The sequence below is a fragment of the Photorhabdus africana genome (assembly GCF_035181445.1).
Taxonomy (GTDB): Bacteria; Pseudomonadota; Gammaproteobacteria; order Enterobacterales; family Enterobacteriaceae; genus Photorhabdus; species Photorhabdus laumondii.
This window is the reverse complement of the sequence record NZ_JAXBVE010000025.1, coordinates 43768-57126: the sequence shown is the minus strand read 5'-3', so window position 1 is coordinate 57126 and position 13359 is coordinate 43768. Positions and strand designations below refer to the sequence as shown.

Below are 13359 nucleotides of genomic sequence, written 5' to 3'. Positions count from 1 at the left end.
ACAGAAATAATTTACTGGAAAAGTTAATTCATAATTAAATCAATCTATTTTTATCGATATCAAAATAATTTAAAAATTAAAATTTATTTTATACTTTAACATAACCGGCATCTCTTCTTCTCAGCTCCTAACTGGAAAAAAAACGGCTGAAGTGTTAAAACGAGTGTTATGTTTTTTCATTTATATGACGGCTGAAAAGCCCGAGAAATACAACCATCTATGTCAACTAAAACCATCCGTATCGCAACCCGCCAAAGCCCTTTAGCTATGTGGCAAGCGTTGTATGTTCAGCAAAAACTACAACAATATTACCCAGATCTGGAAGTTCAACTGGTTCCAATGGTAACCCAGGGCGATGTCATTCTGGACACGCCTCTGGCAAAAATTGGAGGAAAAGGATTATTTGTCAAAGAGTTAGAATTAGCTCTGCTTGAAGGCCGAGCGGATATCGCCGTCCATTCAATGAAAGATGTCCCGATCTCTTTTCCTGAGGGGCTAGGTCTGGTCACTATTTGTGAACGTGATGATCCTCGTGATGCTTTCGTCTCTGTGAAATATCACTCTCTTGATGAATTGCCAACAGGCAGTATCATTGGCACATCAAGTTTACGCCGCCAGTGTCAACTCCGTGAATTACGTCCTGATCTGATTGTCCGTGACCTTCGGGGTAATGTTGGAACCCGCCTGAACAAGTTGGATAATGGTCACTATGATGCGATCATCCTCGCCGTCGCAGGATTGAAAAGGTTAAAACTGCATGAGCGTATCCGTACGCCATTGACGGCAGAACAATCATTACCTGCCGTTGGTCAAGGCGCGGTAGGAATTGAATGCCGCCTCGACGACCAACAAACACAAACTCTGTTAGCACCATTAAACCACCATGATACAGAAGTTTGTGTTCTTGCCGAACGTGCGATGAATACCCGGCTGGAAGGAGGCTGCCAAGTACCAATAGGTAGCTATGCTATCTGGCAGGACGGGAAAATCTGGTTACGAGCATTAGTTGGCGCACCTGATGGTAGCGTTATTATTCGCGGTGAGAGAACGGCTTTACCAAAAGATGCCTGCCAGGCAGGGATTGAATTGGCAGAAGAGTTGTTGGAACGGGGAGCACGGGAAATTCTAACCAAAGTTTATCGAGGAAATCCCTCCACATGAGTATTCTGGTGACTCGCCCTGCTCCTGCCGGAGAGGAACTAGTCAAAAAGTTACAGGCTGCGGGAAAAACAGCTTTCAGCGCACCTTTAATCAATATTCACCCAGGTTCAGAGCTGCCACAGCTAGCTGAGAAGCTTAACCCTCTAAATACCCGTGATATGGTATTTCTATTGTCAAAAAATGCAGTTTATTATGCAAACGATCAGTTAAATAAAATTAATCTGTTCTGGCCCGACAAGCTGATTTATTATGCTATCGGCAGATCAACCGCTCTGGCTTTTCATCAACTAACGGGTATGAATGTTATCTGGTCATCAGAGGGTGAGACCAGCGAAATCTTGCTAAAACTACCATCGCTACATCAGGTTGAAAATAAACAAGCTTTGCTGCTCAGAGGAAATGGCGGACGTGAACTTATTGCCCGGACGCTGACAGAAAGAGGTGCCACAGTTGACTATTGTGAATGTTATTTCCGCCAGCCCGTAGACTACCCGGCAGCAGAATTCAGTGCCCACTGGCAAAAGTATGGAGTACAAACTTTAGTTGTAACCAGTGGCGAAATACTGCAACTGTTATATAACTTAATACCCGAAAGTGATCGAAACAGGTGGTTATTGCATTGCCGCCTGATTGTGGTAAGCGAACGTCTTGCACATGCCGCCCGAAATTTGGGCTGGCAGGATGTTAAAGTTGCAAAAAGTGCAGATAACGACGCCTTAATTCAGGCACTAGAATAAACTGACATGGGATGCCCACTATGACGGAGCAAAAACAGTCCGCCGAGATAGTTGAACAAACAAGAACTACGGTTGAAAACTCGCAACAGCTCGAAACCGCACCTCAAAAGCAAGAACGTTCTGGCACGCTAAAAAACATAATTGCTATTGCAATCATGCTGGCAATCGGCGGCGGTCTTTATTATTACGGACAGCAACAAAGCCATTTACTGAGTGCAGAGAACCATGAGCTACGCCAACAACTGGAATCACTGAAACAACAGCAATCACAGGATAAACAGCATATTGAAGCGCTGTTTAAAGAACAATCACAGACTTTAAGCCATTTCTCCGCACGAAATGATCAACTAGGTAATAGCCTACAAGAGTTACAGGCCAAAATCTCTGCGTTATCCAGCTCTGATGTAAAAAGCTGGCTACTGGCACAAGCTGATTTTCTGGTCAAAATGGCAGGCCGGAAATTATGGAATGATCAAGATATAGTCACCGCCGCTGCTTTGCTGAAAAATGCAGATGCCAGTCTCGCTGAAATGAATGATCCAAGCTTGATTGAAATCCGTCGGGCAATTACACAAGACATCAGTACATTATCCGCCATTAGTCAGATTGATTTTGACGGCATTATCCTGCGAGTTAATCAGCTTTCTAACCAAGTAGATAACCTGCGTCTGGCTGACCATACAACCGATGGTTCGCCAATGGACGAAGATAATGATGAATTAACCGGTACATTATCTGAATGGCACCAAAATCTGAGCAAAAGCTGGAAGAGTTTCATGGATAATTTCATTACCATCCGCCGCCGGGATACCGCAGCAGAGCCCTTACTGGCACCAAATCAAGATATCTATCTACGAGAGAATATCCGAGCCCGTCTGTTGATTGCCGCCCAAGCAATACCACGTCATCAAGGTGAAGTTTTTAAACAGTCACTAGAAACAGTTTCAACTTGGGTTAGAGCTTACTTTGATATCAACGATCCCAATACCAAAGCATTCCTGGAAGAAATTGATTCACTAAGCCAGCAGCCTATTTCCATCACTGCGCCAGACCAACTTTCAAGCCAGCCTTTACTGGAAAAATTGATGCAAACCCGGGTTCGCAGCTTGCTTTCCCAATCTTCTGAAACCAATCAGGAGGGTTAAGCTATGCTGAAAGTTCTATTACTGTTTGTAGTACTCATTGTTGGTATTGTGCTCGGTCCGATAATTGCCGGCCATCAGGGATATGTGCTGATTCAAACTGACAATTACAACATTGAAACCAGTGTTACCGGCCTGTTCATTATATTTGTTCTTTTACAACTGGTACTCTGCCTCCTTGGCTGGTGCTACCGCAGAGTTATACGCACAGGCTCACGTACCCGTGGCTGGTTCCTTGGACGCAAACGCAGCCGCGCCCATGCCCAAACAAAAGCAGCGCTGATCAAACTGGCAGAAGGCGATTTCAAACAAGTTGAGCAATTATTGACCCGTAATGCTGACCATGCTGAACAACCTGTAGTTAACTACTTACTGGCGGCTGAAGCAGCCCAACAACGCGGGGATGAATTTCGTACCAATCAATATTTACAACGCGCAGCAGAAGTTGCAGATAATAACCAGTTGCCTGTGGATATTACCCGTGTACGTATTCAGCTTACTCAAGGTGAAATTCATGCCGCCCGTCATGGTGTAGACAAGCTATTAAATCAAGCTTCACGCCATCCAGAAGTTTTACGCCTGGCTGAACAGGCTTATATGAAGTCAGGAGCTTACCAATCACTGATTGATATACTACCGGTAATGGAAAAAATCCATCTACATGATGAGTTACAAATTCACAAATTGCGCCAGCAAGCCTATATCGGTCTGATGAATCAGCACATGGCAGAACAAGGCAGCGAAGGCTTAAAACGTTGGTGGCACGATCAAAGCCGAAAAATTCGCCATGATGTGGCGTTACAAGTGGCAATATCCGAACATTTAATTGAATGTGATGACCATGAAACTGCACAAAAGATCATCTTGGAAAGTTTAAAACGGCAATACGACGAACGTTTACTCTTATTGATCCCACGCTTAAAAAGCGAAGATCCAAAGCCGATACAAAATGCGTTGGATCATCAGTTAAAACAACATGGTTCGACCTCTCTGTTAAACAGTACGCTTGGACAAGTTGCTTTGCGCCACGGAGAATGGGAAAAAGCAGTAAAAGACTTTAAAACCGCATTAGCTCAACGTCCTGATGTACATGATTATGCTTGGTTAGCCGATGCATTGGATAAACTACGTAAACCAGAAGAGGCCGCACAAGTTCGTCGCGAAGGATTAGTACTCACTTTAAAACGTGAGAGTAATGTCGTGAAGAGTGATTTAGTTAATAACAATAGTGTCAACTAACACTGTAACATCGTGATCTCTCATCCATCGCCATCTTTATTAGCAAGTTTTTATGCCGCTGATTAAAAATGCCCCACACGGGGCATTTTTCTAACCATACTTCTTGGCAAAATCTTCATCGGAAGTGCAAAGATAAATAATAAATTCAATAAATGCGATAAGTACAGGGATTAATGTCCAGCAAAATAGCAGATATAAAATCCCCATACCGATTTTGCCCAGATAAAATTTATGAGCGCCAATGTAACCAAGAAAAAACGCCAACAGTGCAGCAACAATTCGGTTTTTACTACCAGAAGAATAAGCCTTTATCATCGCGCCACAATGTGGACATGATTGTGCAGACTCATGCAACATTCGACCACAACCAAAGCATCCAATCATTTTTGACATCAATATTCCCCTTAAGATAAGTTTAGGAACGAAGTAACTCAATTAATTTTATAGCCAAAAAACTAACCATCATATTTTCAGTTCTGTTTATATTAGACAGTAATACCTAAACAGTATATAAACCTGCCAAACATACCTTTCAGAAATAAAAAAACACCTACCTTAAAAACAAAGATAGGTGTACAAATACAATCAGGTCTACAGACGGATAGTGCCTCACTCAACGTTGAGTCCGGTCGGCGATGAAAAGACGGTTATATCTTACTCATCTGTGACATGGACAATAGGCACCGATAATCGGCTCTGCATCATCCCTGGGTTTATGAAGCATACGCAATCATAAGAAATAGGATGAGCATCTACGTTTATAATAATGCATTTAGTGTGCCAACTTTTATTCAAATGAAAGCTGCCTCGCTTCATCAGCTATTTCTCTATTTATTACAACAACAAATCGAATCATCACAAAATCCACCTCATGCACTGTCTCTTATTTGAGACAAAACATAAGGTATTTATTATTTTCATTATAATTCAATTTGTTATAAGTCTCTTATTTGAGACAGCTAATATATCAATTGTCGTCAAAATACAAAAAATAAAAAATTTTCATATAAAACAAATAGTTATTTTCAAAAAAATAATCCACTAAATTTGAATCAACAGAGCACAACTTGAAGGTATATGGATTAGGAAAGGGAACAAAAAGTCAGGGGGACAAAAAGGGATACGATGCAAAAAACCCCGCATTGCGGGGTTTTTCAGAATTTGGTCGGCGAGAGAGGATTCGAACCTCCGACCCACTGGTCCCAAACCAGTTGCGCTACCAAGCTGCGCTACTCGCCGAAATTTTCTACTCTTTCTTTTCTCTTTTTTATGGTGCGAAAGGGGGGACTTGAACCCCCACGTCCGTAAGGACACTAACACCTGAAGCTAGCGCGTCTACCAATTCCGCCACCCTCGCATGTCACAAAAAAGATGGGGTGGCTAATGGGACTCGAACCCACGACAACTGGAATCACAATCCAGGGCTCTACCAACTGAGCTATAGCCACCATAACAACTATTTACTGCTAAATACTCCAACAGCGTAATGCATCACCGCAGCTCTTGCACGCAAATAATGGTGCGCCCGACAGGATTCGAACCTGAGACCTCTGCCTCCGGAGGGCAGCGCTCTATCCAGCTGAGCTACGGGCGCTTAACGCCGTTTCGGGTGGGGATAGTACGGATTTAATAATCTACTGTCCAGTGCTTTTTTAAAGAAATAATGCGTTTGATTACACCTTGCTCATTTCGTAGATAAAGCCAGCTCTTCACTTCCCTACTCACTACCACCATGACAGTAAATCAATCTATACCCGTCATTTTTCAAGTTGCTTCTTTGTTGGCTGCACTCGCTCACCCCGGTCACATAGTTTGCTATGCTCCCGAGGATTCACTCCCTTGCCACCGCGATGCATCTTGAAACCCATAAGGTATATCAGGCTTTTGGTTTTTTACCGTTAAAAAGCTTCACCAACCAATAAATCAGCGACACTATCAACAAAAATCCCCCACCGACCAGCAATGAGAAACGAGTATCCGGGTTAATTGCCATCCCTATCAACACACAACATAAGAATGCTAATGTCAGGTAATTTACATAAGGGAACAAAATGGATTTAAAACCATGTTGTTTCAGTGCTTGTTGATGATACTGACGAAAACGCAATTGGCTCATCAGAATAACAAACCACGGTACCATTCCAGGTAACACACTGGCACTATAAACATAAACAAAAACCGCCTGCGGATTTGGGATCAAATAATTCAAACTAGAGCCCACAATCAAACACAAGATTGTGATAGCAATACCAACTACCGGTACCCCATTTTTTGACAATTTAGTCAGTGATGAAGGTAGCTGATGGTTTTGCGCCAACGCATAAAGCATCCGCCCACCACTGTACATACCACTGTTACAACCGGAAAGCGCAGCCGTCAATACAACAAAGTTAATCACGGCAGCCGCTGAGGTGATCCCTACTTTGGTAAATGTCATGACAAACGGGCTGCCCTGAGAACCCACTTCTGTCCATGGAAATAATGTCACTACAATAAAGATCGCACCCACGTAGAAAATCAGGATACGCCAGAGAATATTGTTAATCGCTTTTTTCAATGTCACCTGAGGGTTCTTCGCTTCCCCCGCAGTGATACCAACCAGCTCCACCCCCTGATAAGATGCAACCACAATACAGAGTGCAAACAGAAACCCTTGCCAATCACCCGCAAAGAAACCACCATTCGCAGTCAGATTATCCAATCCAATAGGCTGCCATTGATTACCAATACCGAAAAATATCAATCCTAAGCCAATCAGGATCATGACAATAATTGTGGTCACCTTAATCATGGCAAACCAAAATTCCAGCTCACCATAAAGACGTACTGCCGCAAGGTTCGCCACCGCAACCAATGCCACCGCAATCAATGCTGATACCCACTGAGGAAGTCCAGGGAACCAGAACTCAGCATAAACCCCGATAGCCGTTATTTCTGATATCCCTACCGCCACCCACATAAACCAATAGCCCCAAGCGGTGAGGCATCCCCAGTATGGGCTGAGATATTTATGTCCAAAAGAGGCGAAAGAACCCGTGACAGGTTCAAGAAACAGCATTTCTCCCATCGATCGCATGATGAAAAAAACAAAAATTCCGGCAATAATGTAAGCCAGCAAAACGGAAGGACCAGCCCATTTCAGTGTACTGGCCGAGCCCATAAACAGACCGACACCAATTGTGCCGCCTAATGCGATCAGCTCTATATGACGGGCTTCTAAACCCCGTTGCAAGCTATGTTGTTGATCTGCCATAAATTCCCTGTCCATTGTTATATGTTGTAATGTGTAATAATAAAAACATACAAGACTGATGTTGATCAGCCATAAAAAGGTCAGGGATCAAAACATGTTTTTCCACTGAGTGGAATAAAAAATTATTCAATAATTAACTATAAATAGTGAAAATTTGGCAGGATCAAACTGTTAGATAAATATTGTGGAATAAATTCATTGTATCGTCTGACGAAAGTATCGCCTGACGAAAATTTACACGACAAGCAAGAAGCGGGTTTACAGACGGCCACTATAGTAATATCCAAGAAATTTCAGTAACTTAAACTGGCGACGAATACGGCTTGGTTGTGATAACAGGCGATAAAGCCATTCAAGCCCCAAATTCTGCCATGCTTTTGGCGCACGTTTCACATGACCGATAAATACGTCATAAGTACCGCCAACTCCCATATACAACGCATCCGAATGAATTTTCCGACAGTCACGCATAAAAATTTCTTGTTTAGGCGATCCCATTGCAACTGTCACAATCGCCGCACCGCTGGCATGAATCCGTTCAAAAACAGCATTACGTTCCTCTGGTGTGAAATAACCATTCTGGCTGCCAACAATATTGACATTCCACTGAGCTCGCAGTTTACTTTCCGTCTGTTCCAATATCTCTGGTTTACCTCCGACCAGAAAAATAGGTGTGCCTTCTTTGCCAGCACGCTCCATAATGGCTTCCCATAAATCAGCGCCCGCCACACGAGAAACTTTAGCATCAGGGTATTTACGGCGAATAGCACGTACAATGCTTATGCCATCAGCATACAGATATTCTGCGTCACTCAGCAGTGTACTTAAAGCTGTATCTTCCTCTGCCGTCAGAACTTTTTCCGCATTAATCGCCACCATAGTACCCGTCTTTACCTGTCCACGTTGAAAAATATGGTCAAGAAAATGCGCCATATCGCGGAAGCCCCAAATATTCAGGCCACGAATACTGTATTTAGGAATATTGCTTAGCTCCATTTTCTTTCCTTACATTGCAACAGACGTTTTTGTGATACCACTAGGTTGCTAGTCAGATACGTTCTAATAAGCCCTGCACTCTCAAATAGCCAATACAACAACTTAGCAATTACCAGACATAAGCCAAACATAATACAAAAAAATACCACACGGGAAACAAATGAATCCACGCCTTCACGGGCCAATACTATCATGTTGAAGATCGCGCCAAAGCAAAATGCCTGCAAGATAGCGGCTTTATAACGATTAGTCTCCTGTTTTCCTAATTCATAAATCCAGTCAAACCACTTAATTATCAATCCAACAACAATCGCACCAACCGGAATAAACAGTACTCCCCCCATCACAACCAGAGAACCTATCAGAGTTGGGGAAATTGCCAGACCAGAGTGGTTATCCAGTACTTCCCAGGTAAAATAATTCGCAGAATTCAGCACGGCATCAGGGCGTCCCGGCCAGAGCCAACTTGGAATAAAGACATAGAAATCACGGATAATAGGCGCTAATCCCTGAAAATCAATTTTGTCGTAGTTATTCAGCAGTAATGCAAGATTTTCCCACGGAGAGAAAGTATCCCTTGTCAAATAAAGGAAAGTATAAAACGCTTCTGCACCACTGACATCCAAACTATAACGTTTGAGTGCCAACCAAAACATGCCAACAATCCCTATTACACCCGCCGTTACCAACATCCACAAGGTTATCCAACCACGCACAATGCCAATAAACAGAAACAACGCGAACGCAATGATAATATTAGCCCGTGTTCCGCCAACAATGACATAAGTCAGTATCCCAAAAGCCACTGTGCTCATCAGAAAAAATAGCCAGCGTAACTGGGTCGGCTTCAAGAAATAAACCACCAGCATGGCAGGAATAAAGAAGTAAAAGAATCGCTTTAGGGCAACACCGGAAACCTGACTGGAAAAAATTTGACTGTACGACTGTAACTTAAACAGTAAAAAACCGTTTTGCATAAAGAACAGCCCCACTGTCACCACCGCAACTAATGCCAGTAGTAACCATGTACAGTTAGTTTCTACCCGGTTCATGGTAAATACCGGTGTTTTAGGCTGCATAGACGACTTTCTTAGCCGTGTTTTATAGCTGACGTAATAAATAGCATAAAAACAGGTCGAAGCCAGTAGAGCATGTAGTAAGGCCTCTACAGGCACCACTTCAACATCAAATTGGAAAACCAACAAACACGTCAGTGGAAAACCAAAATAGAATGTCAGCAAATAAAGCAATGAGAAGAATATATTAAAATTAAAACGTACACGCCGGAATTCCTGATAGGTCAGCGTCAGGATGAAAACCAGCGATATCAAGTAAACAGCAAATAATCCGCCAAACTGCGTTAAAGTCATTGCTGCTCTCCCGCCGCTTTTGCCAACGCCTGCCGCCAGCCATAAATAAAGTTCGGGCTAAAGAAAGCTATCGCATTTCTGTCCAAGGAGAACATCTGCCGTTGTGCTTCCGCAATCAGTTGGCTATCTAAAGGATCACCAGAGAAAAATACCGGCACCTGTTGTTCTACTAAATCTCGCCAAAAAAGATTCTGACGACTGAGTACAAATGGCACACCAAATTGTATCAACAGACAAATTGTTCCAATCCCCTGCTGGCGATTAAACATGAAATACCCTAAATCACAACGGCGCAACAATGCCAAATAATCATCAAACGCCATATTTTGCTTAATAATGTTCAAATTTTCTGGCCGGAACAATGATAACGCAGCCTGTTCAACCTGATTAATATAAACCTGATTGTTTTCAGGATAACCCATTGGGATAATGATTCGCACCTGATCGCCAAACTGCTGATGAATTGTTTTCAATGCCGTAATATGACGGTTCGATCGATCACCAGAATTGCCCAACAAAATTGTCATCTTGCTATCTTCAACAGGTATTCTTTCTGCAATAGTCAAAGCAGGTTCCATTCTGGTTGGAAAATAGAGCAATGATGTTGGTACGTTTGGATGATATTGAGAATAAAAATAGAGATCTCCACGAACCGCAAACACATGCCCTACCCGGCGCTGCGCCAGACGGCGCAAGAAATAGAATAGACGGAATTTTAACTGATGGGAGTCTTCATACAGATCAGCTCCCCAGGCATGCCACCAAAACTGATGACGTTTGATTTTTCCTGACAACAGCGCCAACCACAAACTCACATTAAATTGGCCGTGAAAAAAAAACCGACAATCTCTATCTGAACGCGCTTTAGCAATAACCGCCTGCGCCAGAGATTTTTTACTGTCGAAGAATGCCACATCCAATGCCGTGCAATCATCCAATAAAGCGCGATTTCTGGTCACTACCATAAACTTCGGTTTGGCTAAAAAACCAATTTCATGCGCTAAGACATCATTAAAAAAGCGCAATACCGTTCGATTGTGATGTGGAATATCAGATCCCAAAACGTGAATGAGGGTTGTCATGCTCGCCTACGATAAATAAGAAATGCACCACAACAAAGGGTGAAATAAATAATGTAAGTTGCCATATAGGCTTGTGCTGCACCTAACGCTCCATTTACCGGAATAAGCCAGTGGGCAAAACCAGTAAGCAATAAAAACTGGCTAACTTCTGTCAACACATAAAAACGCAACGCAGCCTTGGCAATCACCAGATAACCAAAAACATAAGCGCCCACCTTCAAGACATCACCCACCAACTGCCAGGCAAATAGATCACGCATAGCCGTAAATTTGTCAGAAAACAGTAACCAAATGGCAAAGTCACGCAGCAGCCATACAGTAAAACTTGCAACAGCCACAGCAGGCAAAACAAATTTCAGCGCCTTAATTATCTCATTTGATATTTCGTCCTTACCCTGCAACCGTGAAAGGGTTGGCAACAGATAAACAGTAAAAGATGCTGTGATAAATTGCAGGTAAGCATCGGAAATACTGCTTACACCTTGCCAGATACCCACATCGCGCCAACTATAATGCGCTGCCAGCAGATTTCGCATCATAATGTAGGCAACCGGTAAGGTAATAGAAGTCAGCAGAGCCATAAGGGTAAACTTGCCAAGCTGACCAGCCAGTACTTTATCCCACATGGGCTTAAAGCTTGAAATCGATACCGCTTTGAGACGCCAAACCATCAATCCCGCGGGAAATATGATTAATGCTGGCACTAAAGCCAAACCCGCCAAAGCACCTTCATACCCACCAAGGACAAAACAGAGATAATAGGCCATCACGCCAATCACGCTACCAAAAATAATCGCCAGCGCATTCCTCTGAGCATCTCGGTATCCTTTCAAAATAGCCAAAAAATAGTTGGCGAAAGCAATCCCCATTTGAATAAAGGCGAGTGCCTGCACAACTGACTCATAATCTTGATGACCAAATAACCCTATACTAATAGGCCCGCTGAATAACAGAAAAATCACTGCCAGTAGAGAGGAAAAACCAAGGATAATGGAAGAAGATGTTCCCAATACCGCACGCAATCTTTCTGGTTGCTGTTGATATTCAGCAATATATTTCGTCACACCGTTAAAAATACCAGCACCAGCCAACACCCCAAGCACAGTAATAAGCTGACGGAAATTACCTGCCTGCCCAACGCCACTGGGGCCAAAAGCAACCGCCAGCAATTTAACGATCAAAAGCCCCACACCGATTTTTATCAGTGTGGAGCCCGCAGTCCATATTGATGCTTTAGCCAACGACATATCAGGCGAAGTATTCTCGAATATGTTTAATGACAATCTGCTGTTCAGCGTCTGTTATGTTGTAAAACATCGGCAAGCGCACTAGACGATCACTTTCACAAGTAGTAAAACGATCTTCCCCATGAAAACGGCCAAATTTTTCACCGCCGGGGCTGGTGTGCAGGGAAACATAATGGAATACCGTTAGTACACCTGCGTCCTTCATATAGCTATTGAATGCTGAGCGTTCTTCAACATCTTTCAGCTTGATATAGAACATGTGAGCATTATGCTCCAACCCTTCCGGTATGATAGGCAATGTCAGGAGACCAGCATCAGCCAGCGGTTTTAATGCTTGATAATAGGCATTCCACAAGGCAAGACGACGCTCATTGATTTTCTCAGCTTCTTCCAATTGCGCCCACAAATAAGCAGCCTGAAGCTCCGACATAAGATAACTCGAACCGATATCACGCCAAGTATATTTATCAACTTGACCACGGAAAAATTGGCTACGATTAGTCCCTTTTTCACGGACAATTTCCGCACGGGAAATCAATGACTGATCATTGATAAGTACTGCACCACCTTCACCACCAGAAGAGTAGTTTTTGGTTTCGTGGAAACTGTAGCAACCAATGTGTCCGATAGTTCCCAGTGCGCGCCCTTTATAAGTAGACATTACCCCCTGTGCAGCATCTTCCACGACAAACAGATTATATTTCTCTGCCAAGGCCATAATGGTATCCATTTCACAGGCTACGCCAGCGTAATGCACTGGAACAATCACGCGTGTTTTAGCTGTAATTGCTGCTTCGATTTTGGTTTCATCAATATTCATGGTATCCGGGCGGATATCCACGAATACAATAGTTGCTCCACGCAGCACAAACGCGTTAGAACTAGAAACAAAAGTGAAGCTCGGCATAATAACTTCATCACCGGGTTGGACATTTAGCAAAATAGCCGCCATTTCCAGTGCAGCGGTACAGGATGGTGTCAATAGAACTTTCGGGCAATTGAAATGTTGTTCCATCCACTCTTCACAACGTTTGGTGAAACCACCATCCCCGCAAAGCTTACCGCTCTCCATTGCTTGCTTCATGTAATCTAATTCAGTGCCAACTACTGGTGGTTTGTTAAATGGAATCAT

The 13359-nt window shown here is 43.1% G+C and carries 12 protein-coding genes and 4 tRNA genes; 5 read left to right on the top strand and 11 right to left on the bottom strand.

Annotation, left to right across the window (positions count from 1 at the left end):
- The first annotated feature begins 219 nt into the window (after window positions 1-219).
- The 4 genes from hemC to hemY are packed head-to-tail and all read left to right on the top strand — an operon-like array spanning window position 220 to window position 4279.
- Complete coding sequence (hemC, locus tag SLS51_RS14810) at window positions 220-1161, top strand: hydroxymethylbilane synthase (protein WP_323839478.1); 942 nt, start codon at window positions 220-222, stop codon at window positions 1159-1161.
- Window positions 1158-1898, top strand: coding sequence for a uroporphyrinogen-III synthase (gene hemD / locus SLS51_RS14805; RefSeq protein WP_323839477.1), 741 nt, complete (start codon window positions 1158-1160; stop codon window positions 1896-1898). The genes hemC and hemD overlap by 4 nt, the downstream gene beginning before the upstream one ends.
- 20 nt (window positions 1899-1918) lie before the next feature.
- The gene (hemX, locus tag SLS51_RS14800) at window positions 1919-3043 is read left to right on the top strand and encodes a uroporphyrinogen-III C-methyltransferase (protein ID WP_323839476.1); all 1125 of its coding nucleotides are present in this window, start codon (window positions 1919-1921) and stop codon (window positions 3041-3043) included.
- Window positions 3044-3046: 3 nt separating this feature from the next.
- Entirely contained in the window at window positions 3047-4279 is a 1233-nt protein-coding gene (gene hemY / locus SLS51_RS14795; protein WP_323839475.1) for a protoheme IX biogenesis protein HemY, read from the top strand.
- A 90-nt stretch (window positions 4280-4369) separates the two neighbouring features.
- Here hemY and SLS51_RS14790 read toward each other — a convergent pair whose 3' ends face one another.
- Window positions 4370-4672 carry an NINE protein gene (locus SLS51_RS14790; protein WP_214087079.1) on the bottom strand — a complete coding sequence of 101 codons (303 nt, stop codon included), beginning with the start codon at window positions 4670-4672 and terminating at the stop codon, window positions 4370-4372.
- A gap of 351 nt (window positions 4673-5023) precedes the next feature.
- Here SLS51_RS14790 and SLS51_RS14785 point away from each other — a divergent pair, with 351 nt between their 5' ends.
- The gene (locus SLS51_RS14785; RefSeq protein ID WP_323839474.1) at window positions 5024-5170 is read left to right on the top strand and encodes a hypothetical protein; all 147 of its coding nucleotides are present in this window, start codon (window positions 5024-5026) and stop codon (window positions 5168-5170) included.
- A gap of 271 nt (window positions 5171-5441) precedes the next feature.
- Here the strand turns inward: SLS51_RS14785 and SLS51_RS14780 are convergent.
- The 10 genes from SLS51_RS14780 to rffA all read right to left on the bottom strand — a co-directional run bounded on the left by SLS51_RS14780 (window position 5442) and on the right by rffA (window position 13359).
- Window positions 5442-5518: transfer RNA gene (locus tag SLS51_RS14780), tRNA-Pro, on the bottom strand.
- A 31-nt stretch (window positions 5519-5549) separates the two neighbouring features.
- A tRNA-Leu gene (locus SLS51_RS14775) sits at window positions 5550-5636 on the bottom strand.
- A 15-nt stretch (window positions 5637-5651) separates the two neighbouring features.
- Window positions 5652-5727: transfer RNA gene (locus tag SLS51_RS14770), tRNA-His, on the bottom strand.
- Window positions 5728-5796: 69 nt separating this feature from the next.
- A tRNA-Arg gene (locus SLS51_RS14765) sits at window positions 5797-5873 on the bottom strand.
- Between the two features lie 282 nt (window positions 5874-6155).
- Window positions 6156-7532: a bifunctional threonine/serine APC transporter ThrP gene (thrP, locus tag SLS51_RS14760; protein ID WP_323839473.1), complete on the bottom strand. Its 1377-nt coding sequence runs from the start codon at window positions 7530-7532 to the stop codon at window positions 6156-6158.
- A gap of 258 nt (window positions 7533-7790) precedes the next feature.
- The gene (gene wecG / locus SLS51_RS14755; RefSeq protein ID WP_323839472.1) at window positions 7791-8528 is read right to left on the bottom strand and encodes a lipopolysaccharide N-acetylmannosaminouronosyltransferase; all 738 of its coding nucleotides are present in this window, start codon (window positions 8526-8528) and stop codon (window positions 7791-7793) included.
- Window positions 8519-9898 carry an ECA oligosaccharide polymerase gene (wzyE, locus tag SLS51_RS14750; RefSeq protein ID WP_323839471.1) on the bottom strand — a complete coding sequence of 460 codons (1380 nt, stop codon included), beginning with the start codon at window positions 9896-9898 and terminating at the stop codon, window positions 8519-8521. Before wzyE ends, wecG begins: the two co-directional genes overlap by 10 nt.
- On the bottom strand, window positions 9895-10980 hold the full coding sequence (locus tag SLS51_RS14745; RefSeq protein ID WP_323839470.1) for a TDP-N-acetylfucosamine:lipid II N-acetylfucosaminyltransferase: 1086 nt from the start codon (window positions 10978-10980) through the stop codon (window positions 9895-9897). The genes wzyE and SLS51_RS14745 overlap by 4 nt, the downstream gene beginning before the upstream one ends.
- Window positions 10977-12227 carry a lipid III flippase WzxE gene (gene wzxE / locus SLS51_RS14740; protein WP_323839469.1) on the bottom strand — a complete coding sequence of 417 codons (1251 nt, stop codon included), beginning with the start codon at window positions 12225-12227 and terminating at the stop codon, window positions 10977-10979. Before wzxE ends, SLS51_RS14745 begins: the two co-directional genes overlap by 4 nt.
- A gap of 1 nt (window position 12228) precedes the next feature.
- Window positions 12229-13359 carry a dTDP-4-amino-4,6-dideoxygalactose transaminase gene (gene rffA / locus SLS51_RS14735; RefSeq protein WP_323839468.1) on the bottom strand — a complete coding sequence of 377 codons (1131 nt, stop codon included), beginning with the start codon at window positions 13357-13359 and terminating at the stop codon, window positions 12229-12231.

Coding starts and splice junctions, on each gene's coding strand:
- hemC (WP_323839478.1), top strand. CDS start 220: ATGTCAACTAAAACCATCCGTATCGCAACCCGCCAAAGCCCTTTAGCT.
- wecG (WP_323839472.1), bottom strand. CDS start 8,528: ATGGAGCTAAGCAATATTCCTAAATACAGTATTCGTGGCCTGAATATT.
- thrP (WP_323839473.1), bottom strand. CDS start 7,532: ATGGCAGATCAACAACATAGCTTGCAACGGGGTTTAGAAGCCCGTCAT.
- hemY (WP_323839475.1), top strand. CDS start 3,047: ATGCTGAAAGTTCTATTACTGTTTGTAGTACTCATTGTTGGTATTGTG.
- wzyE (WP_323839471.1), bottom strand. CDS start 9,898: ATGACTTTAACGCAGTTTGGCGGATTATTTGCTGTTTACTTGATATCG.
- hemX (WP_323839476.1), top strand. CDS start 1,919: ATGACGGAGCAAAAACAGTCCGCCGAGATAGTTGAACAAACAAGAACT.
- SLS51_RS14745 (WP_323839470.1), bottom strand. CDS start 10,980: ATGACAACCCTCATTCACGTTTTGGGATCTGATATTCCACATCACAAT.
- SLS51_RS14790 (WP_214087079.1), bottom strand. CDS start 4,672: ATGTCAAAAATGATTGGATGCTTTGGTTGTGGTCGAATGTTGCATGAG.
- rffA (WP_323839468.1), bottom strand. CDS start 13,359: ATGATTCCATTTAACAAACCACCAGTAGTTGGCACTGAATTAGATTAC.
- hemD (WP_323839477.1), top strand. CDS start 1,158: ATGAGTATTCTGGTGACTCGCCCTGCTCCTGCCGGAGAGGAACTAGTC.
- wzxE (WP_323839469.1), bottom strand. CDS start 12,227: ATGTCGTTGGCTAAAGCATCAATATGGACTGCGGGCTCCACACTGATA.
- SLS51_RS14785 (WP_323839474.1), top strand. CDS start 5,024: ATGAGCATCTACGTTTATAATAATGCATTTAGTGTGCCAACTTTTATT.